Consider the following 20,087-nt stretch of genomic DNA (forward strand, 5'->3'; position numbering starts at 1 on the left):
ATGATTTATTTCATGAAGAGTGGATGAGGGAGCAGGAAAGCGAAGGTAAAAAGTAATGCAAACAAAAATAATATTCATTAGTATTTTTTCTTATTCATGAATTAGGTTTATATTTAATTTAACTTAACTGTGTATTTACACAGTGCCATGAAACGGATTCTTAATAAAAAAAGGAAATTTTTATGGGTGTACATGCTTCAGATGGTTCAGGATGGAGTTCTGAGAATGATCCGTACGGTGGAAATGATAACAGCGGAAAAGGCACTGGTCCGGAAGGTAATGGGGATGGCGGTAACTCAGGCGGTGGAGGGAATGGTTCATCGGTGAATTTCAGCAAAACGCCGGAAAAACAAGCTATTGCCTCAGCCATGTTAATGACGATTCCGTCCCAAATAGCGATAGTTGAGGGAACGTGGGGTATTACAATTAATACGACTGCACTCACTTCGCCTTTTGCCCGTTTGGCTGGGTTATTGGAGAGTAGCTTACCGATGGCTGGTCGTTTAACTGCCGTTGGTGCTTTACTTACACCTACCCCTATTGCTTTAGATACAATGGACCCTGCTTTTCGGGAACATCAGCAACAATTAGCCAATTTAGTCGCTAATCAGAAATTACAGAGTCAAACATATTCATTAACGGCTCTTCCTGTCAGCATCGTGACAGATATGCCCGTTAAAGATATTTCTCGTCAAAAAACAGTGCCGGCTAAGGTTGTGGTTGAACAGGTTGTTTCGCCAGAAAAGAATAAAGTTACGCCCGCAATGACTAAAAACCCGCAACAGGTCAATGTTGTTCAAGCTAAAAAAACTGGGCGACCAGGTGTATATTCTGTTGAAATTGCACCAGGTAAACCGGCATTACAGATTGAAATGACGGATAAAAAGCCGAGTGCATCGTTTAAAACACCGTCTTATGACAATGTTAAGCCAGAATCGGTTATTCCGAGTGTAACGTCTGAGACATATCAGGGGATTGTTGATTTTGGTGGCGACCATGCGCCAATTTATATTTCAATATCGAAGAATCCAACGACTGCACAAGAAAAACAACTAATTGAGGAAGCTAACCGAGATTGGCGTGCTTTATATCCAGCTGAAGCTGCGGAATTAGATTGGAAGCAAGCAAGTAGCGAGTTATCACAAGCAGATGTAGATGCTCAGACAGCAAAAAGAGAACTCGATAAAACTAAAAGCTCTCCGGAAGGCGGTGCTTTAACTGATGTGAGTAAAAATCCTTTACAAATTAAACAGTCAAGTCAGGTAATTTCTAGCGTATTTGGTATTGAATATATTGAAAAAATTGATAATCAAAAAGCATTGTCATATTTACTCAATCGTAATCCTGAAGATTATGTTATTAACATTTTGAGTATTGCTAGCGTATATGGATATGAGACTGATGATGGTAGCGAACCTGAAGTTCTAATTGATGATCCGGAAATTTATGAGTCTATTGTAGAGCGTTTCACATTAGCAAAAGAGCGACTTTTAGACGCTGAAAAAGCAATTAAAGAAGCAGAGAGAAAGCTGGGCATAGCTTTAGAGAAAAAGAAAAAAGCCGAAGCTAAAGAAAAGAAAGCGAAGGATAAAAAAGAAAAAGAAGAGAAGCGTAAAAAGCCTGGCACTGCTACAGGAAAAGGCAAAAAAGTTGGCGATAAATGGCTTAATGATGCCAGTAAAGAAAATGGTGCTCCTATTCCTGAGCAAGTAGCTAATAAATTACGAGGTAAGAAATTCAACAGTTTTGATGAGTTCAGGAAGGCCATCTGGAATGAGATATCAAAATTTCCAGAATTGATTAAAAATCTTAGTAAGAATAATAAAACTCTTGTCTCTAAAGGATACTCGCCTTTTGCTAGGAAAAAAGATCAAGTTGGTGGTAGAAAGGTACATGAGTTGCACCATGACAACCCAATTAGTGAAGGGGGAGAAGTCTATGACATGGACAATTTAAGAGTTACAACCCCGAAAAAACATATTGATATCCATAGAGGTAAATAAGAATGGAACTAAAAAATAAAATTACTGATTATACAGAATCTGAATTTTTAAAGTTTTTAACAATTATTTGTAATGCAGATACAGCAAATGAGGAAGAACAAATTAAGCTTGTGACTCACTTTGAAAAAGTAACAGAGCATCCAAGTGGAAGTGATCTTATTTACTACCCAGAGGATGGCGCTGATGATTCTCCAGTTGGTATTTTAAAAACAATCAAAGAATGGCGTGCTAAAAATGGTAAGCCTAGTTTCAAAAAAGGCTAAGAACTACTACTTAAGAACTACTATTAATGGAATAGCTGAACATAAAGCATCAATGACTTAAGGATGAATCATTGATGCTTATCCACCAATTGTTATTCGTCGCGATGAACTCAACTTAATGAAACTCGCAGCTTCAGAACCTGTCACCAATATCAATGCGTTACTTACCAAAACAGGAAATTGGGCAAGTTCAGGGGAAATAAACCTCACCGCAGGCAAAAGTATTGAAGCGCATGGCATTGCCTTCAACAGTGGAAAATCACTGACGTTCAATGCAGGCCAAGATATTTTGTTAGGCTTAAAAGCGATTAAAGATGTCGACAATGTATTCAAGACCAATCGCTACCCAGAGCTGCGCTCTCAACTCATTGCGAATGGTAATATTACGTTAAATGCGGCCCGTGATATTGACTTGCAGTCGGCTAACCTTCAATCCACAGATAAAATTATTGTACTTTCAGGCCGTGATACTAAATTAACGGCTACCGCTTACTCTGCCATTCCCAACCCCAACGAAGATAACCAAGATGTACGTTATGTCACTTCGACACTTTCCGGTGATAAAGGCGTCACGCTGGCCTCCAATGGCGCACTTACCGCACAAGGTAGCACAATCAAATCCCTAAATGACATCACACTCTCAAGCGGGGGAAATGTACGGTTAGAGTCGGTTAAAACGAATTATCGAAAACAGTCAGGGAAAACATATGAAGAGTTATATCGCCAAATTGGCACTGAAATTAACAGTGGTAAAACGCTGACCATTTTGTCTGAGGGGAGCATTCTTTTCCAAGCGTCTCGTCTCATTGCCAAAGGCGCGATGGATATTGCGGCAAAAGGTGGGTATCTCTATGCCCAAGCCATGGAGGAAAGCAGTTACTTCGAAGAGTATAAAAAGAAATGCAATAGATGGACGCTTTGTATCACGAAAAAGGAAGTGAGAAAAACACGCAGTGATAAAACCAATAAAGTCACTGAATTTACCGCAGGTGGTGATATTAACCTATATGCCAAGGATGATGTCACCTTAGAAGCCACCAAAATTAATACGGGCAAGAATGCCAAAATCACCAGTCAAACCGGTAAGGTGAATTTTAAGGCTGTCAAAAACTCGCAATTTGAACAGGTGATTACAAATTCTAACGGGTTTTATATTACACAGCGCAATAAAGGGTATACCTCAGATAAATGGATTCTACCCAGCCTTCATATTGGTGGCAAGTTGACGGTTGATGCGAATAAAGGGATCACTGCGGATGTCAAAACCAAAGAAGGACAGTCATTCGAGCAGGCGCTAGCCATATTAAGTCGCACTCCGGGGTATGAGTGGCTCGGGGACGTTAAAAATAACAAAAACATCAATTGGGCTGTTGTAAAAGATGCTTATAGCCAGTGGGATATAAAAACTGAAAGCCTTAATCCAGTCGTAGGTGCTGTGATTGCCATTGCTGTAGCGGCTGCTACTTATGGAACCTCTACAGCCGCCAGTGTTGGTGGACTTGCGAGCTCGACTGCTACAAGCATGGGGGCTTCAGCGACGACAGCGTCAATGGCTTCTGCTGCGGCACAGGCGGGGTTTGCCTCACTTGTTTCTCAAGCGTCTGTCGCGTTAGTTGAGAATAAAGGAAACCTGTCAAAAACCTTATCTAGCCTAGGGAAAAGTGATACTGCAAAATCAATAGTGACCAGTATGATTATTGCGGGTTCACTTGAAGGGTTTGATATTGCGTTATATGGCAAAGTCACTGATCCCTCCAAAGTGACCTTACCAAAGCTCAGTGACGGGAATTGGACTCAAGTCGCGCAGCGTGTGGTGGGGCAAAGTGCTATCAGCTCAACCATCGGAACAGCGATTCAAGGTGGGAGCTTCACGGACAACTTTAAAACAGCCCTACTCAATAGTGTGGCAGGGCAAATTCAAGCCGAAGGGGCTAACCTGATAGGTGATAAATTCCAGTATTTATATGTAGATAAACAGGGAAAAATCATCGGTCATGCTGGAAAGACACTTAGCCATATGGCATTGGCAGGATTGAGTGCCGAAATATCTGGGGCTAATGTCAAAGGCGCAGTTGTTGGTGCGTTAGCGGCAGAGTTAGCTGCAATAACATTGAACAGTAAATTGTTTGAGCCTAAATATCTCAATGAGCAAGAAAGACAACTTGCATTGGTACAAGATGCTATCAAAGGTAATGAAGCCAAAACTCAATTCACTAAAGTCTTAGGTGGACTTGCAGGGGCATTAATTACCCATAAGCCGGAAGGCGCTTTTTCTGCCGCTAATTCTGCTGAATTGGTTTATACATATAATTATACAGAGCATCAACTCCAGAAAATAATTATAGAGAACAATCTCGATATGATGGCGGCAGCTAAGGGAGATAAAGCCGCCGCACAAAGAGTAGCCGCAAGAGAACAGGCTGCTGGAGTGGTGGGCTTAGTTGCTGTCGGAGGGGTAGTTATCATACTCGGAGGTGAAGTAGTTATTGCCGCAACTCCACAAATTGCAGAAGGGCTAAAATTAGGCTTTGCTGGTTGTAAAGCAAGCGTCAGTTTCTGTGCTAATAAGCTAGGCTTGGCAGTCGCAGAGATAGCCGCACCTGAAGCTGCTATATCGACAGCTGCAATCGGGGGGGCTGGCTTTAAGGTTGTAGCGAACTCTGAGGAGGCACTTAAATCATTAAAAAATGCAATACCAACTACCTCAAAGGAGTTATTAACATCTGGCAAACTTAATACCTCTAAATTAATCCCCATCATAGAAAAAGAGCAATTACATGCCTCTGCGACTAACAAATTGGTTGCGGAAATTAATAGACTCCCGTCTAAGACGCAGGCTGCAAATACAGCCACCATGATAGGTGCATATGATCCTGTAACGGGGAAGATAGCTATTGGATACAGCGATGGTAAAATTTCAGCTGAAATGCTGAACAAGGACACTGTAATTTATGTTGAGAAAAAACTTGGTGTTAAAATAGCTGAATATACAACATTTTGTAAAAATAAAGTGGGCGCCTGTGCTGAGGTATCAGCAGCAGACTCGTTGATCCGCCAAGGAGTTAAGCCAGAAAATATCCGATTTACCCAAGCGGTCAGGCCTAGAGAGGTTTGGGGAAAAGATACAATTTCGCTAAAAGCAATAAAAGAAACATGTGACAATTGCCTAGTTACATGGCCAACAGGAGTAGATAGATGAGTATGTTAGATATTAATTGGGAACCTAGCTTTGGTTCGGTTTTTACTTGGTTTGCCATGGATAAAAACGGAAAAATTGCTGTCATGATTAATAATGGTTTTGGTGATTTACCTAAATCGTTATTGGCGATTAATAATGTTACAGAGCTTTTGAATGATTTAAATGAATACATGTGGGAAGAATCAGCAACCTTTGTAAATTATCCCCTCAATAAAGGTGGCTCAGCTATTTTAGATTTATATTCATCATGTCTTTATCGACATCTATCTTCGAAAAAAGAAGTTGAAGAGTGCATAGAAAATGAGTTAATGACTTCGGGACATTACAGTGATACTAATCTGACAGTCAATAAAGGTTTTTTTATTTATCAAGCGATAGAAGGCAATAACCCTGGAGATGATTACCCTGTCGGCTATGAAGGTGAAACTAAGATGGGGGATTATTTTCGTTATTTGATGCCGACTATTTATGCTTCAATTGAAGACTTTCCTGAAGAATTGCGCCATGGAATTGCGATATCTGATACCATTGATTTTACAAAAGATAGGCTACTGGATAACGATAAAATTAGTGAGTATTTTCCGCGTATGTACCATGACTAAGGTTATGGGCTATTAAGCGAAAAAATAAAACAAGGCAAAGCTAGGAAATAATCATAAATAACCGCCATCTTTACGTAACGATGGCGGTTACTACTGTGTAAACTTCAGTCTTTAATATTCAATCTCACTCTTTTTGGGCTACTTACCCAACAAGTGTAAAAAGTGAATATGTTTTTCGTACTGATCAAGGATATCGTGAATGATCTGCTCTTTTGCCCAGCCCATCACATCGTAGTCTTGCCCACCTTCTTTTAAGTGAATTTCAGCGCGGTAGTAGCGTTGTTCTTCACTCTTTTCATCATCACTTTCTGTGCCCATACCCGCTAAGGCAAAAGAGGGCTGAATATAGTAACGGAGGCGAACTTCGTATAAAAAGTTCATATCGTCGCCTAAATCGACCTCAAAACCTATTCGGTCATCTTTGTCAGTATGGATATGGCATACAGTACCTTGTTTGGCCAGTTCTTCCGATACCATTTCCATTGATGGCTTCACAGATTCTTCCATAAAGCGTTTAACATGCGCGCGTTTAGGGAAATATACGATGTTACGTAAACGCCTTTGCCATGGAATAGGGTTACGACTGGCGGTTGGGGCGATGGTCGCTAATTGCTGGCTATCGCGTTTATACGCATCAACTCGAAGTGCTTTAAATAACCCATAAATAGAGGCCAATAACACCATCGCAAACGGTAGCGCACTGGCTATTGTCAGTGTTTGCAAGGCTTGCAAACCACCAGCTAACAGCATGGTAATGGCAACGACACCCATTAACCCAGCCCAAAAAATACGCTGCCAAATTGGGGTATTTGAGTCACCACCAGAGGCTAGGGTATCAACGACCATAGCGCCTGAATCTGCTGAAGTAACAAAGAATACAATTACCATCAACATAGCAAAAAAGGAGAGCACAGAAGAAAATGGGAAGTAATTAAGAAACTCAAATAAAGCGAGAGACACATCAGCTTGTACCGTATCTGCTAATAGTGTTGCGCCTTTATTTTTGATTAAATCTATCGCCGTGTTACCAAAGAACGTCATCCACATCAATGTGAACCCTGCAGGGACGAATAATACGCCCATGACAAATTCACGGATGGTGCGGCCGCGGGAGATACGTGCAATAAACATCCCGACAAATGGTGACCATGATAACCACCAACCCCAATACAGTAAGGTCCAACCCCCTAACCAGCCACTGGACTTAGGTTCATACGCATATAAATTAAAGGTTTTAGTGACGATCTCTGATAGATAACCCCCCGTATTTTCAACGAAAGATTTAAGCAGAAGCACTGTTGGCCCTAAAGCAACAATAAGTACCAGTAATAAGAAAGCAAGGCCAAGGTTGAGTTCAGATAAAATACGGATACCTTTATCAAGGCCCGAAACCACAGAAAGTGTCGCTAAACCCGTAAAGGTGATAATTAAGATCACCTGCACAGTTTCATTCACAGGCCAACCAAACAAATGGTTTAAACCTGCGTTTACTTGTAGCACACCGAAACCGAGAGAAGTAGCAACACCAAATACGGTACCGACAACGGCAAAGACATCAACCGCATGGCCAATAGGGCCATAAATTCGCTCACCAATAATTGGGTAAAGGGCTGAACGTAATGTGAGAGGGAGGCCATGACGATAGCTAAAAAACGCTAAAATTAATGCGACAATGGCATAGATAGCCCAAGCATGTAGCCCCCAGTGGAAGAACGTTAAGCGCATAGCTTCTTTAGCGGCTTCAACCGTTTGTGCTTCACCGACGGGCGGGTTGAGGTAGTGCATGACAGGCTCAGCAACCCCAAAGAACATTAAGCCGATCCCCATACCCGCGGAGAACAACATCGCAAACCATGATACATAGCTAAAATTTGGCAGGGCATGGTCTGGTCCCAATTTTATTTGCCCGTAACGGGAGAGTCCCAGATAAGTCACACTCAAAAGAATAATAGCGACAGCAAGAATGTAGAACCAACTTGCGTTATTAAATAAATTTTGTTGAAGATGACTTAGATGAGATTCTGCGACTTCTGGCATCAAAGCGGCAAAGCCAACGATAACCAAAATAATAATGGCAGAGCTATAAAACACAGGGGGACTAATTTTAGAACGAACTTTTTTAGAATCAGTAGCAATTTGACTCATAACAACCTTCTTTTGTTTTATTTTATTTTTGGCATACCGAAATTGACAAAGTATGCAACGCGCTGTCCTTCTTAATGAAACAATGAATAATTGCGAAAAGGTTCCCTAAGGAAACAAGATAGAAAGAACAATAATATGGTGTTGATGACAGGCTAAACTGCCTAAAGTAGTAATGAAATCCGAGTCTTTGCCACCTTCATAAGTTAAAAAATAGGCGGTTATACTGCCATGATATAGATGAATGATCAACAAAAGTGGGAAATAAGATTAAATAAGGGATGAAAATATCATGTTAATTATCATTAAATTAATAGTTAATGATGCACTATTTACATGTTTTACCAATAAGTTAACGCAAATACGTGAAAGTAAGTGCTAGGTAAGTAAAAAGCACAGATAAATTGGGATGAAAATGTAACTAACGTAATTGGCTATCCTTACTGCCACGTCGATTATAACCACTAAATGCAGATTGTTTTTTATCTAATTCATTTTGGCAGTTAATACAGAATTTAACGCCGGGCAATGCTAAGCGGCGGGCTTCAGGAATGGCTTCACCACACTCCTCACAAAACTCGGCGCTTTCACCGGAGTGTAATTGCCGTCGCGCTTTCGCTACCGCATCATCAAGAGTGGCATCAATTTGTTCTTGAACGGCATCTTCATTTGCCCAACCATTTGCCATTATTCACCTCTATTTGATTAAATCTTGACCTTCTATCAATATAGGGACGAGAGAATTTAATTCAAGGGCAATTATTACTCTAAAGATAATGTCATGTAAATGTGGTCCATTCCGTCCTCATCATACATTTCGCCTTCAGTTTGATACCCAAGAGTATGGTAAAAATCAATGGCCGTATGTTGTGCTGAAAGAGCAATTCTAGGGTAATGGTGGGAGCGACCATATTGTTCTACAAATTTCATTAGTTCACGTCCAAGCCCTTTGCCGCGGTGTGGCTTTTGTACTGCGACACGACCAACTTTGATGAGAGTGTCTTCAAGTAGTACGCAGCGTAATACAGCTGCTGGCTGATCATTTAAATACAAAACTACATGTAATGCGGATTCATCATATTCATCGACATCGATATCAGCGGGGAACCCCTGCTCTTGAGTAAAAACTTGTTGGCGCAGACTGAAAGCATCGGTAAGGAGTTCTGGGTTTGCGTACCCAATACTGTGTTTAATTTGCATTAGTTTTCCTAGTTGCTAATGAATAAGAAGTGTAATTATATCGTGGAATGGCGAACTAGTTAGGCGGGTTTTGTTGTTTTTTTGGCACCAAATAAGAATGCAGGCATTTAAAGCCCACATTCTTGAAGAGAACTGAGGAGGAAATTATTTTTTATCAGTTTCAGCGTCATTTTCTGCTTTGAGCGATTCCGTTTTTTCTTTCATATCGGTTGCCACTTCATCGGCTTTATTAATCGCATCTGTTTTAACTTCTTGGCTTAGCTCTGACGCGTTTTGTTTCAACTCTTCAGCTTTATTTTGCGCATCTTTAGTTAGCTCATTGGCTTTTTGTTCACCATCTTCTTTTAATTGCTGGGCTTTTTCTTCTGCTTGTTTAACGGTATCACTTGGTTTGGATGAGTCATCACAACCAGCGATAACAGTAACAAGACCCGCGAAAAGAAGTGAAGTGATGAGTTTTATATTCATAAACATATCCTTAGCACGATGTAGGTAAAAACATTATTAAAGCCCGATATTGGCATGATTGCCAATGTGTATATTTAACTATAGTTGAAATTAAGAGTATTATAAAACAAATATATAATATGATGAAATATAAAGGTATTTTCGAATTTGGATTTGGGTTGAAACCTATTTTTTGGGAAAATAATCGTTTGTTCCATGCTATAGCGTTATAAAAAGTAGATAATCAAGCTAAACTGTTCGAAACTTAATAGTTAAATAAATAATGAAAACAAATGTATGTTTTAGATAACAAAGGAATAGCAATATGGCGTACTATTATTCGTTGATTATTTTAAAGTTTATTATCGGTTTTGCCATTGTTATCACTCATATGAACCTATCGGGAAAAACGCAGCTTTCTCAAATGACTCCTATTGATTTCATTGGTAATTTCGTCTTAGGGGGCATTATTGGCGGGGTGATTTACAGTGATACTATCCCATTGTACCAGTATGTGACTATTTTAATTATTGGTGTTTTGTTTATTAGCTTTTTAAACTTTTTAACAAAAAGATTTAATTTTTTTCGTAATGTGGCGATTGGTAATCCCATACCCATTATTAAAAAAGGCCAATTTATAATGGAAAACATTTTAGAGAAATCCAATAAGATAGACCTTATCAATATTTCATCTCGAATTCATGCGCAAGGAATCCACTCTTTTCAAGAAATTTATTATGCACAAATAGAGCCCGATGGGCAGTTAACTATTATTTGCGATGAAAAAAATATGCCATCAGTGATCCTGATAAAAGAAGGGGTTATTAGAAGCTATGGTTTGGAGTCCATCGAAAGAGATGAAAGCTGGTTAATGCAGCAAATTGAATTACAAGGCATTGAATCAATAAGTGATATTTTCTTGGCTGAATTTTGGCGCGGTGAAGTCACGTTTATTTTGCGAGATGGTAAAATAAACCGCAAAAATGCACAGCATCTAAAAGTCATTGCTTAAATGAATAGGTCGGTGAAATACAAAAAATATTTCACCGACAGGGGCTTAATTACTTTTTCAAATCATCATAGAGCATTAATGAAGATTTATTATCTGGGTCACCAATATAACGAGGCTGAGGTTTAAATGACTCATTAAACAGGCTTTTTTCAGGTTCAAATCCAGTATAATTTAAACCTGCTAAATCAGACCATGCATAGATAAAGTCCATATTACTGAACGGTCGAGTTGTTTTATCATTCAAATCAAATTGATGAGTTGATAACCACTCGGGTGATTGCCAAACTAGGAAAGGCACATTATAAATGACCTTACTCGGCTTACCTTCACTACGCCCTAACATTTCATGAGGTGGGGTATCATAAACATCTTCACCGTGGTCCGAGAAAAATACCAAAAAACCATTTTCTTTTGAAGAATCAAAGTCTTTGATTAATGTTGAAACAACATAGTCATTATAATGTTGTGCGTTATCATACGCATTATAATCTTTTACTTCATCCTCATTTAAATTAGCGGGAACTACGCTATCTTTGTCTTTGAAAATAGCTTTATCTTCAGGATAGCGGAATTCATAGCGCATATGAGTCCCTAACAGATGAACAACGATAAATTTCTTTTCAGCAGGGTCTGCAAGTGCTTCTTTGAATGGAGAAAAAACCACGTCATCATAAATACGTGAGCTTTGAGCCATATCATTATTCAAATAATATTGCTTATCTGTTTGGCGAGAAAATGCGGTTAATAAGGTATTACGTTCAGTCATTGTCTGCTGGTTGGTGATCCAAAACGTTTTAAAGCCCGCTTGCTTCATCATATTCATGATAGAAGGGCGTGAATTGAACAATTCAGGTTCAGTTTGTGTCGCAAACGTCAGAATTTGCTGTAGCGCTTCAATGGTATAAGGTCGTGATGTCACAACATCATTGAATACTGATAAGTTGTTAGGATAATCCCTTGCAAGTTCTTCTAACTCAGGCGTGGTTGGGCGTGAATAACCATACAGGCTCATTCTATCGCGGCTGGTGGACTCACCAATCACTAATACAAATGTACGTGGAGTATCACCGTTTGCATCGACGAAGTTTTCTAGTGGCGGAATTTTACTGTTGTCACGGATTAGCTCTTCCATGTTTGCCAACTGGTTTTTATATAAAAAGTAACCGCTAACAAATTGCCATGGTGCAGCATAGGCGAGTTTACTATTCAAATAAGACGCAACATTAGCCATTGGTCGGTCTTGTTTTATCCCTTTGTTATAATAAGGAATTCCGAATAAAATAACTAAAATCAGTAATGAAATACCAATTCGCCCTGATTTGGGTAATGTGACAGGTTTTAGACGCGTCCAAAGGAAAATCGCCACGACAGTATAGGCGAGTATGACGCCTAGGACTTTGAAGCTAAAATATTGCTTAAGAAATTCACCAGCTTCATTGGTATTAGTTTCAAACATGACGAACATGACACTTTGCGATATTTGGTGGCCATAAACCACAAAATAGGCGAGTGCGACAACAGAGGATAGCCAAAGAACAATACCTATCACCCCAGCAACTAATTTGATTCGTTTTGGGAACAATAAAGCAGGAATTAGCCAAAGGGAGCTATAAAGTAGTGAGTCTCTAAGGCCAATGGAGTTACTTTGCCCTGTTACGAGCACATACAGCTGTAATAACGATGAAAAATACCAAAAGTAGATTAGTAACCAGAACAGAGAGGTCCAGCTAAACTTTTCCGAGTGTGTAGTGTTACTCATAGGTTTTTAAACTCTTGTTTTCTATTATTGTTAAGTCGAATTGAAAAATAATTGAGAAATCGATTTTTAGATATGAAGATGTAATTTAAGTTCCCCATACTCGTCATCTTTCAAGATGCAGGGGTGTTAACTGTACTCCGCTCGCCAAGTCACATAGTTTACCTATGCTCCTTGCCTATCGTCATTTGTCGCCTACCTGCCTCTCGAAATATTTAGAGTATGAATCGGCATCTTTCAAGATGCAGGGGGTTAACTGCACTTCTGAGCCAAGTTACAGCTCGAAACTGTTTCTATGATATTGCATTATAGACAATGTTTTATACGTTGATACTAAAACAGTAAAATCTTGAATTATTGTTTAATAATATTTCATTCAGTTGATATTATCTTTTAACCTATTTATGGTGTATAAAAATTTGACCAACATTATCAATAAAGGGTGAGAGCAACTTATGTTAGACAACTCATTTGTGGCTTTTTTGAAATCATCCTTATCAATCAGGGTGCTGCTCTCATTATTAATTATTATTGATGGCACAATGATTCTAAAGCCTGTGTTAAGTGCTTATACCGACTATATTGATTGGCGTGAGTCTGGGCTGACACAGTGGTTGAAATCACTCGGTTTTATGAAACTGCTGGATATTCCTCGTTTTCTATTGGGGATTTCGCTTATCTTCCTATCGCTATTTATGGTTAATGGAGCCCGTATCGCCTGGGTGTTCTCATTATTTTTACTTGGAATTATTTCATTTGTTGATTTGAGGTTAGCGCAAGAAAACATTCACCAAGGTTATTTCTCGCTCTTTTTATTAATTGCATTGTGTGTGTTTTGGAAGCTATATCATCATCATAGCTTAACTAGTGCAGGGTTTGTGGCGATCACGTGTATTATCGCATTGTTGCTTTACTCCATTTTTGGCACTTTATACATTGGTAATGAATTTTCGCCAGTGGTTAAAGATGGCACTACGGCCTTTTATTTTGCTTTAGTATGCATGACGACGGTCGGGTTTGGTGACATTGTACCGGTCACCGTGGATGCGCGTGTGTTCACGGTGACAGTGATTATTTTAGGGATCACAATTTTTACCACTTCAGTGGTTTATATTGTTGGGGTGTTAGCAAAAGGCACGAAAGAAATTGTGCGTAAGAGGTTTTCTTATATGAAAAATCATTATGTGGTGATTGGTAGCACACCGATGGCCGTCAATGTTTATCAAGGGCTGAAAAAACGAGAGCTACCTGTAGCCGTGATTTGCCAAGAAAACCATCGTAGCCATTATCCAGAAAAAGATAACATTGTAACGGGCGACCCCACCAGTTCGGAATTGCTTGCAGCAGCAAACGTAAAACATGCTAAGTGCGTACTGGTGATGACGGATAGCGATTCGCTCAGCACTTTTGCCCTATTGGGCGTGAAAGAACAAGCGGGTGTTGAGGGCACGGTGAAAACCGTGGTGTTAATTAACCAAGAAAGTAATATGGATAAAGTTCGCTTACTTAAACCTGATATGTTGTTTTCATTATCGACCTTAGGTTCAGAGGTTTTGATGCAAGTGCTTTGCGGTGAAGCAATATCGAGTGACTCTATTAGTGATATGCTGTTGAACAAAGTTGCAAAAAGCTAACCTCAAAATAAAAACAACAGGAATTGTGCTTCATGCTAAGTGCTCAACAAGTGAGTTGCCATCGGCAAAATAGGGTGTTATTCCATCAACTTGATTTTATTGTGCAGCCCAGTGAAATCTTACAAGTTGAAGGGCCTAATGGAGCGGGAAAAACAACCCTGCTACGTATGATGGCTGGGTTATTAAAACCTGATGAAGGTGCGGTCTGTTGGAATAATCAATCGATTGATAAGCTAAAAGAAGAATTCACTCGCCATTTACTTTATTTAGGCCACAAACCTGCGGTTAAATCGTTACTGACACCTTATGAAAACCTCAAGTTTTATTATCAAATGCACCATAAAGGGCATGAAGGCGAGCGGATTTGGTCTGCTTTAGAGGAAGTTTCATTAATCGGTTATGAAGATATTCCTGTTAGCCAACTTTCTGCAGGGCAACAACGGCGCGTTAATTTAGCCAGGCTATGGCTAAGCGAAGCCCCTCTGTGGATACTTGATGAGCCTTTCACCGCAATTGATGTGGCGGGAGTCGCTCGTTTAACAGAACGTTTTCATCAGCATGCAGAGCAGGGGGGGATTATTTTGTTTACCTCTCACCAAGCGATGTCAGGGCAATTTGGTTCACTAAAACTGACGGGTGGGGTTGAATCATGTTTTGGTTATTAATTAAACGGGAGCTTAAAATTGCTTTCCGAGGTTTTTCTGAGCTCGTTAACCCGTTGTGGTTTTTCTTAATTGTTATCACATTATTTCCGCTTAGTATCGGTCCTGAGCCTCAATTATTAGCGCGTATTGCCGTTGGGGTATTTTGGGTCGCGGCTATTTTGTCTTCACTATTATCACTAGAGCGTTTATTTAAGGATGACTATCTTGATGGCTCCCTTGAGCAATTGTTACTTGCGCCACATCCTTTATTTATAACCGTATTTGCTAAGGTGATCGCCCACTGGCTAGTAACTGGGTTGCCATTGATCTTGTTATCTCCGGTTGCGGCATTAATGTTGTCTTTTAGTGCAGACACGCTATTGGTGTTGGCGGGTACTTTATTACTAGGGACGCCGGTATTAAGTTTTATTGGCGCGATTGGTGCGGCATTAACGGTTTCCTTAAAAAAAGGCGGGGTTTTAGTTAGTCTGCTCGTTTTGCCGCTTTATATTCCAGTGCTTATTTATGCAACGGGTACGATGGAGGCACATAGCTTTAAAATGCCTCTCGATGGCTATTTTGCCATTCTTGCCGCGTTATTTGCAGCGAGCATTACCTTTTCTCCTCTCGCTATCGCCGCTGCATTGAAACTGAATATAAGTAATAGTTAGATATTTTTCCTTTCACAGAATATAAGGGCAAAGTAAAACTGCCCTTGAGGTTGTTGACAAAGCGGGATAAAGCGTATTTTTTCCCGCTTTGTGTTATCAGCCGAAAATCAATAAATTGTTTTTCCTTGTTTATTTTCTAGTCTTGGCGAACTGGCTTTAAACACAACGACCGTTATTAATCAACTTTCAGGTGAGATCAGTGGACAAAATACCCGGATAACTGCCAAAAATGATATTAACCTGACCAGTGCGACGAATACGCAAACGGTGGGTGGCAAAAATGAAAGTAAAGGTGGCTCAATCGGTGCGGGTATCAGTACAGGCGGTTGGAATGTCAATGCGAGTGTGAATAAAGGCAGCGGATTTGAAAAGAGTGACAGCCAGTTTTATACCGACACAGAAGTGACCGCTGGCATTCACGCCCAGCTCGATGGTGCGGTCATTAGCAGTTAGGCAAACAAATCACGGATATTGCGGGACGGATGCAAGTCTTAGAAAATACTGGGACTTGCATTAATAAACTTATCTCTCACCAGTCAAATAGCAAATTAGAAATTTGGGTGTTAAGTGATTTTGTAATAAATTTCTAGTTAAAATAAAATCTGTTTGGATATTATTAAAAATAAAGGGAAAAATTTATTCTTTTATATGCTTTATTTTAAAATAATTATTTTCGTAGGTTCTTATTATTATCTATTACATGGCTTATTAAAGACTCACCAGGAAAATCAGCCATAATTATCCCGACAGAGCGTTTCATATTTAGGCTATTATAATATTTTAATTTATCTCGAGTTAGAATATTTGTACCTTCAAAGGAAATTGTACAAATACCAGCACAAGATGTTCTAGGGAAATCTGGATAACTATCTTTCCATCCTGGAGTGGTTAAGCCGGTAGAAAGACGGGGTGCTGAGGTACCTGGAGATGAATGCCCGCTTGCAACAAAATAAGGAAACGAACCGCCAGAGCCACTCAAGTAATTGATATAGATTCTATTATTATTTCCATTACTTGCACGGTCTAATTGTGTTTTTACTGCCTCCCATTTTGAATATAAATGCCAATTGGTTTTTAAATGGAAATTATCTTGTATACTTGTAAGTTCGTAAGCTAAACCATAATTATGAAAAGCAGCATTATTGCTAAGTATCATATATTTTCCCCTAACATCACCTAATTTTGTATCCATAGACTGTAAATTAAAATATTTATCTTTATATAATTCAATGTAATACTCTAATGTTTTATTCATGGGGCGAGTGTTATTATTGTCAGGGGCTATTTCTTGTTTTAACCTAAAAATAATGGTTTCAGAAGGGTTTTTTGATAAAAAAATATTAATGGAATTCATAAAATCACCAAACATAACATCAAGAAATATACTACCATGATGTAGGGCAAATGCATTACTCGTATGCCTCACCCTGATATCAAATACTCTAATACCATATTCTAATTGTTGGTCAAAATTTAATGCTTGTGTTGACACACTATCTACAAAATTTTTATATGCAGCACTATCATGAGTCCCAGGTAATGCTATTTCGGAAAGCATTATATCATCTCTAAGAGTATCCATCCATTTAGGCTTCGCCGTAAATCCATCAGAAGCGCTTCTGTAATAAGCAGAATCTAAATGAGCAAAAATTGAAGGGCTAAATATTAATAAGAGTAAAAGATATAGTCTATTTTTCATTATGAACACCTTTAAGTTATATTAAACGACGTCGTTACTATAACGACAAGAATATTCACAAATAAAAAATTAATGCATAATAAAAAATAAAAGTAGCGTATATATATTGTATGGTTATTTTTTGTTAAATGAATACAGATTTTATTTTAACTACTTATTATTTTTCACGCGTGTATTTTTTCATGATTAAATTTAACTCAACCAATTGATTTTTAGGTAATATTTAATTTATCAATAATATTGAACAACTAATGGATAAGAGGTGATATATTATCTGAAGTATCACTTCAGTATGTTAGTTTAAGAAAAAATGTATAAAAAGGTAGCGTATAATGCCTCATATCTTACAGTTAGATAGTGATAATTTCTCAAGCACACTTTACCCTCTAGGTCAGGAAGAGCATCAAACGGTAGTTGTTTATTTTTCGGCATCTTGGTGTTTGCCTTGTAAAAGCATGCACCCTATTTTCATTAAACTTTCTAAGCATTTTCAACAAAATAATATTGTTTTTGGTCTTGTGGATATTGCTCAGTCACCCACTTTGGCTCCTAAATATGGTATAAAATCAGTGCCGACAATTGCGATTTTCCAAGATACTCGTTTAATCGATATTATTGCTGGAGAAGTGTCATTTAATTGTGCATTAATGGTATTGAATAAAGTACTTGGGAAGCGTTAATGCTTAGCGAATATATTTGAAAATAATGATAAGTCATTCACAATGCTAATACTGATATTAGAAGGGTTATTGATAGGTTGCCTACTTGGTTTAACGGGAGCCGGTGGTGGTATTCTTGCTGTTCCAGCGTTAATGGCAAGCCAAAATTGGAGTGTGGCATTAGCGGCACCCGTTGGTCTTTTAGCGGTTACAATTGCTGCATTTATTGGTGTTGTTCAGGGTCTTATAAAAAATAACATTCGCTATAAAGCGGCTATTTGGATAGCATTATTGAGCATTCCTTCCGCTAAATATGGTGTTTATCTTGCCCATATTACCCCACCAGTTTGGTTAACGCTTGCTTTTAGTTTCGTTATGATTTATGTCGGATGCCGTATATTTTTCAATCGAGCAGATGTGCAGAATGATGCTCATTGTATAATTAATAAAGACACTGGAAAATTTATTTGGAATACTAAAACTGCTTTAATCTTGGGGTGCATTGGTGTTGTTACTGGGTTACTTACTGGGCTGTTAGGTGTGGGAGGTGGTTTTATTATTGTTCCTGCATTGCGAAAATTCACTAATTTAAATATGAAGAGTATTATTGCAACATCATTAATGGTCATTTTTTGTATTGGTAGTATTAGTATTTTCATTAATGTCTGGAATGGGTTCCAGTACCCTAAAGAAATTAGTCTTGTTTTCATTGTTTCTTGTGTTATTGGTTTATTAATTGGTCGATTAATAACGCATTATATTTCCAATAAGGCTATCCAAATATTATTTTCAAGTGTTGTTATCTTTGTTGCTCTATGGTTGATTTTATCAGTACTGATTGAATTAAATGTTATTTAAAATAGATTTTAAATATCAAGCAATTAAGTGGTTTTTTATAATTCATGCGGCATGTATCACTATTTTGAATTATCAGTCATTTATTCTCCTTAATGAAAGTGAAATTGATTTATCTTCAAGCTCAAAGAGGTATAATGAATAATCGCATTTTTTCTACCCAGATAATAGTAAAATGGATTGCTAATATATTCTTCCGGGTAATCATTAAAGGTTGACTAGTATAATTATGACAAAACAAGATAGCTCAACAACGATAATTGATATAGCAAAACGTGCTAATGTAACTGATATTACAGTTTCTAGAGCATTTAATCATCCTGAGATGGTAAAGAAAGAAACTCGAGATAAAATATTAGCTATTGCGCAAGAACTCAATTATGTCCCAAACCTTTTTGCGCGTAATCTGAAAAATAAAAATAGCCGTATAATAGGTGTGGTCACTGACAGTACATTTAACCCATTTTATGTGGTGCTTATTCAAACAGTTTCACGCTTAGCGAAAGAAAAAGGCTATCAAGTCATGATTTTTGATTCAGATAGCGATGAAAAAGCAGAAAAAACAGCAATTGAAACGTTAGTCAGTTACAAGGCGAGCGGTATTCTACTATCGCCAGTTCGTGACGATAAAGACTATCAACCAAGTTACTTATCATTAATTGACCAACACAATGTGCCTTTGGTTTTTGTTGACCGTTCAATTTATGGTTATCAAAATAAGTATTCGGGTTTATTCTTGAAAAACTTTGAAATAGGTGCTTTAACAGGAAAATTTCTTAACCAACAAAATAGTGAGAATACACTTATTGTTTCAGGGCCAGAAGGCTCCGAAATTAGTTTATCCCGTTTAGCGGGGATATATGAAAATTTTCCAAATAGAAAAAGCATCAATGTCTTATACAGTAGCTATATGTTTAATAAGAATGATGAAGATTATTTAAGGAAAAAAGTCCAAGAGCTGTACACACCTAATATGTATATAGTTGGGTTGAATGGAATTATTACAGCTGGAATGTATAAAATCATTTTAGAATTAGGCCTTTCTTGCCGCTATTTTTCTGTTGATTTACCTCCCTATGCAGATACTTACCATTTATCTATTTCTGGTGTACACCATGATTCGGTATATCTTGGTGAATTAACAACTGAGTTATTGTTTTCTGAGATAGAACGAGATTCACATAAAGATCATAAAACAAAACAAATATTTATTGATGGGAAACTTGTTGTTTATTAATAAGAATCAGAAATAAAGTACGTTATGATTTTTATATGTACTCTAAAGAATTTGAGTTGCATAT

The 20,087-nt window shown here is 38.2% G+C and carries 18 protein-coding genes; 12 read left to right on the forward strand and 6 right to left on the reverse strand.

Features of this window, described 5'->3' with window-relative positions; genetic code table 11:
- Positions 1–182 precede the first annotated feature (182 nt).
- The 4 genes from PR725_RS12765 to PR725_RS12780 all read left to right on the forward strand — a co-directional run bounded on the left by PR725_RS12765 (position 183) and on the right by PR725_RS12780 (position 6,067).
- Complete coding sequence (locus PR725_RS12765; RefSeq protein WP_109911940.1) at positions 183–2,003, forward strand: colicin-like bacteriocin tRNase domain-containing protein; 1,821 nt, start codon at positions 183–185, stop codon at positions 2,001–2,003.
- A gap of 2 nt (positions 2,004–2,005) precedes the next feature.
- On the forward strand, positions 2,006–2,266 hold the full coding sequence (locus PR725_RS12770; protein ID WP_004914275.1) for a bacteriocin immunity protein: 261 nt from the start codon (positions 2,006–2,008) through the stop codon (positions 2,264–2,266).
- Positions 2,267–2,384: 118 nt separating this feature from the next.
- Positions 2,385–5,465, forward strand: coding sequence for a DUF637 domain-containing protein (locus PR725_RS12775; protein WP_272569291.1), 3,081 nt, complete (start codon positions 2,385–2,387; stop codon positions 5,463–5,465).
- Positions 5,462–6,067, forward strand: a complete 606-nt coding sequence (locus tag PR725_RS12780) for a hypothetical protein (RefSeq protein ID WP_164528463.1) — start codon at positions 5,462–5,464, stop codon at positions 6,065–6,067. The genes PR725_RS12775 and PR725_RS12780 overlap by 4 nt, the downstream gene beginning before the upstream one ends.
- Before the next feature lie 138 nt (positions 6,068–6,205).
- Here the strand turns inward: PR725_RS12780 and PR725_RS12785 are convergent, their stop codons facing one another.
- From PR725_RS12785 to PR725_RS12800, 4 genes are all read right to left on the reverse strand, one after another.
- Positions 6,206–8,212 carry a BCCT family transporter gene (locus tag PR725_RS12785; RefSeq protein ID WP_004914264.1) on the reverse strand — a complete coding sequence of 669 codons (2,007 nt, stop codon included), beginning with the start codon at positions 8,210–8,212 and terminating at the stop codon, positions 6,206–6,208.
- Positions 8,213–8,630: 418 nt separating this feature from the next.
- Entirely contained in the window at positions 8,631–8,897 is a 267-nt protein-coding gene (locus PR725_RS12790; RefSeq protein ID WP_109911943.1) for a DksA/TraR family C4-type zinc finger protein, read from the reverse strand.
- A gap of 74 nt (positions 8,898–8,971) precedes the next feature.
- A complete protein-coding gene (locus tag PR725_RS12795) occupies positions 8,972–9,409 on the reverse strand; it encodes a GNAT family N-acetyltransferase (RefSeq protein WP_004914258.1) in 438 nt (145 codons plus the stop codon).
- 144 nt (positions 9,410–9,553) lie between these two features.
- Positions 9,554–9,877: a hypothetical protein gene (locus tag PR725_RS12800; protein ID WP_004914251.1), complete on the reverse strand. Its 324-nt coding sequence runs from the start codon at positions 9,875–9,877 to the stop codon at positions 9,554–9,556.
- 304 nt (positions 9,878–10,181) lie between these two features.
- Here PR725_RS12800 and PR725_RS12805 point away from each other — a divergent pair, with 304 nt between their 5' ends.
- Positions 10,182–10,868: a DUF421 domain-containing protein gene (locus PR725_RS12805; RefSeq protein ID WP_123382471.1), complete on the forward strand. Its 687-nt coding sequence runs from the start codon at positions 10,182–10,184 to the stop codon at positions 10,866–10,868.
- Positions 10,869–10,917: 49 nt separating this feature from the next.
- Here PR725_RS12805 and cptA read toward each other — a convergent pair whose 3' ends face one another.
- Positions 10,918–12,627 carry a phosphoethanolamine transferase CptA gene (gene cptA, locus PR725_RS12810; RefSeq protein WP_109911944.1) on the reverse strand — a complete coding sequence of 570 codons (1,710 nt, stop codon included), beginning with the start codon at positions 12,625–12,627 and terminating at the stop codon, positions 10,918–10,920.
- A gap of 452 nt (positions 12,628–13,079) precedes the next feature.
- Between cptA and PR725_RS12815 the strand changes: the two genes are divergently transcribed.
- The 4 genes from PR725_RS12815 (at position 13,080) to PR725_RS12830 (ending at position 16,026) form a co-directional block, all read left to right on the forward strand.
- Positions 13,080–14,258, forward strand: coding sequence for an ion channel (locus PR725_RS12815; RefSeq protein WP_004914242.1), 1,179 nt, complete (start codon positions 13,080–13,082; stop codon positions 14,256–14,258).
- Positions 14,259–14,290: 32 nt separating this feature from the next.
- Complete coding sequence (ccmA, locus tag PR725_RS12820) at positions 14,291–14,923, forward strand: cytochrome c biogenesis heme-transporting ATPase CcmA (protein ID WP_004914240.1); 633 nt, start codon at positions 14,291–14,293, stop codon at positions 14,921–14,923.
- The gene (gene ccmB / locus PR725_RS12825) at positions 14,908–15,573 is read left to right on the forward strand and encodes a heme exporter protein CcmB (RefSeq protein WP_004914238.1); all 666 of its coding nucleotides are present in this window, start codon (positions 14,908–14,910) and stop codon (positions 15,571–15,573) included. The genes ccmA and ccmB overlap by 16 nt, the downstream gene beginning before the upstream one ends.
- Before the next feature lie 150 nt (positions 15,574–15,723).
- The gene (locus PR725_RS12830; RefSeq protein ID WP_231136608.1) at positions 15,724–16,026 is read left to right on the forward strand and encodes a hemagglutinin repeat-containing protein; all 303 of its coding nucleotides are present in this window, start codon (positions 15,724–15,726) and stop codon (positions 16,024–16,026) included.
- Between the two features lie 214 nt (positions 16,027–16,240).
- Here the strand turns inward: PR725_RS12830 and PR725_RS12835 are convergent, their stop codons facing one another.
- Positions 16,241–17,272 (reverse strand): phosphatidylinositol-specific phospholipase C, encoded by a 1,032-nt coding sequence (locus tag PR725_RS12835; protein WP_004914233.1) that lies wholly within the window; start codon positions 17,270–17,272, stop codon positions 16,241–16,243.
- A gap of 332 nt (positions 17,273–17,604) precedes the next feature.
- Between PR725_RS12835 and PR725_RS12840 the strand changes: the two genes are divergently transcribed.
- The 3 genes from PR725_RS12840 (at position 17,605) to PR725_RS12850 (ending at position 20,023) form a co-directional block, all read left to right on the forward strand.
- Positions 17,605–17,952: a thioredoxin family protein gene (locus PR725_RS12840; RefSeq protein WP_109911947.1), complete on the forward strand. Its 348-nt coding sequence runs from the start codon at positions 17,605–17,607 to the stop codon at positions 17,950–17,952.
- Positions 17,953–17,994: 42 nt separating this feature from the next.
- Complete coding sequence (locus tag PR725_RS12845; RefSeq protein WP_109911948.1) at positions 17,995–18,789, forward strand: sulfite exporter TauE/SafE family protein; 795 nt, start codon at positions 17,995–17,997, stop codon at positions 18,787–18,789.
- Between the two features lie 226 nt (positions 18,790–19,015).
- Positions 19,016–20,023: a LacI family DNA-binding transcriptional regulator gene (locus PR725_RS12850; protein WP_272569301.1), complete on the forward strand. Its 1,008-nt coding sequence runs from the start codon at positions 19,016–19,018 to the stop codon at positions 20,021–20,023.
- Positions 20,024–20,087 lie beyond the last annotated feature (64 nt).

Origin of the sequence: Providencia sp. PROV255 (assembly GCF_028478065.1) — a bacterium.
Classification (GTDB): Bacteria; Pseudomonadota; Gammaproteobacteria; order Enterobacterales; family Enterobacteriaceae; genus Providencia; species Providencia rettgeri.

Bases quoted from the DNA above. Each gene is read 5' to 3' on its own strand.
- cptA (WP_109911944.1), bottom strand. From the start codon at position 12,627: ATGAGTAACACTACACACTCGGAAAAGTTTAGCTGGACCTCTCTGTTC.
- PR725_RS12850 (WP_272569301.1), top strand. From the start codon at position 19,016: ATGACAAAACAAGATAGCTCAACAACGATAATTGATATAGCAAAACGT.
- PR725_RS12845 (WP_109911948.1), top strand. From the start codon at position 17,995: ATGCTAATACTGATATTAGAAGGGTTATTGATAGGTTGCCTACTTGGT.
- PR725_RS12770 (WP_004914275.1), top strand. From the start codon at position 2,006: ATGGAACTAAAAAATAAAATTACTGATTATACAGAATCTGAATTTTTA.
- PR725_RS12790 (WP_109911943.1), bottom strand. From the start codon at position 8,897: ATGGCAAATGGTTGGGCAAATGAAGATGCCGTTCAAGAACAAATTGAT.
- PR725_RS12800 (WP_004914251.1), bottom strand. From the start codon at position 9,877: ATGAATATAAAACTCATCACTTCACTTCTTTTCGCGGGTCTTGTTACT.
- PR725_RS12795 (WP_004914258.1), bottom strand. From the start codon at position 9,409: ATGCAAATTAAACACAGTATTGGGTACGCAAACCCAGAACTCCTTACC.
- PR725_RS12835 (WP_004914233.1), bottom strand. From the start codon at position 17,272: ATGAAAAATAGACTATATCTTTTACTCTTATTAATATTTAGCCCTTCA.
- PR725_RS12785 (WP_004914264.1), bottom strand. From the start codon at position 8,212: ATGAGTCAAATTGCTACTGATTCTAAAAAAGTTCGTTCTAAAATTAGT.
- PR725_RS12765 (WP_109911940.1), top strand. From the start codon at position 183: ATGGGTGTACATGCTTCAGATGGTTCAGGATGGAGTTCTGAGAATGAT.
- PR725_RS12840 (WP_109911947.1), top strand. From the start codon at position 17,605: ATGCCTCATATCTTACAGTTAGATAGTGATAATTTCTCAAGCACACTT.
- ccmB (WP_004914238.1), top strand. From the start codon at position 14,908: ATGTTTTGGTTATTAATTAAACGGGAGCTTAAAATTGCTTTCCGAGGT.
- ccmA (WP_004914240.1), top strand. From the start codon at position 14,291: ATGCTAAGTGCTCAACAAGTGAGTTGCCATCGGCAAAATAGGGTGTTA.
- PR725_RS12805 (WP_123382471.1), top strand. From the start codon at position 10,182: ATGGCGTACTATTATTCGTTGATTATTTTAAAGTTTATTATCGGTTTT.
- PR725_RS12775 (WP_272569291.1), top strand. From the start codon at position 2,385: ATGAAACTCGCAGCTTCAGAACCTGTCACCAATATCAATGCGTTACTT.
- PR725_RS12780 (WP_164528463.1), top strand. From the start codon at position 5,462: ATGAGTATGTTAGATATTAATTGGGAACCTAGCTTTGGTTCGGTTTTT.
- PR725_RS12815 (WP_004914242.1), top strand. From the start codon at position 13,080: ATGTTAGACAACTCATTTGTGGCTTTTTTGAAATCATCCTTATCAATC.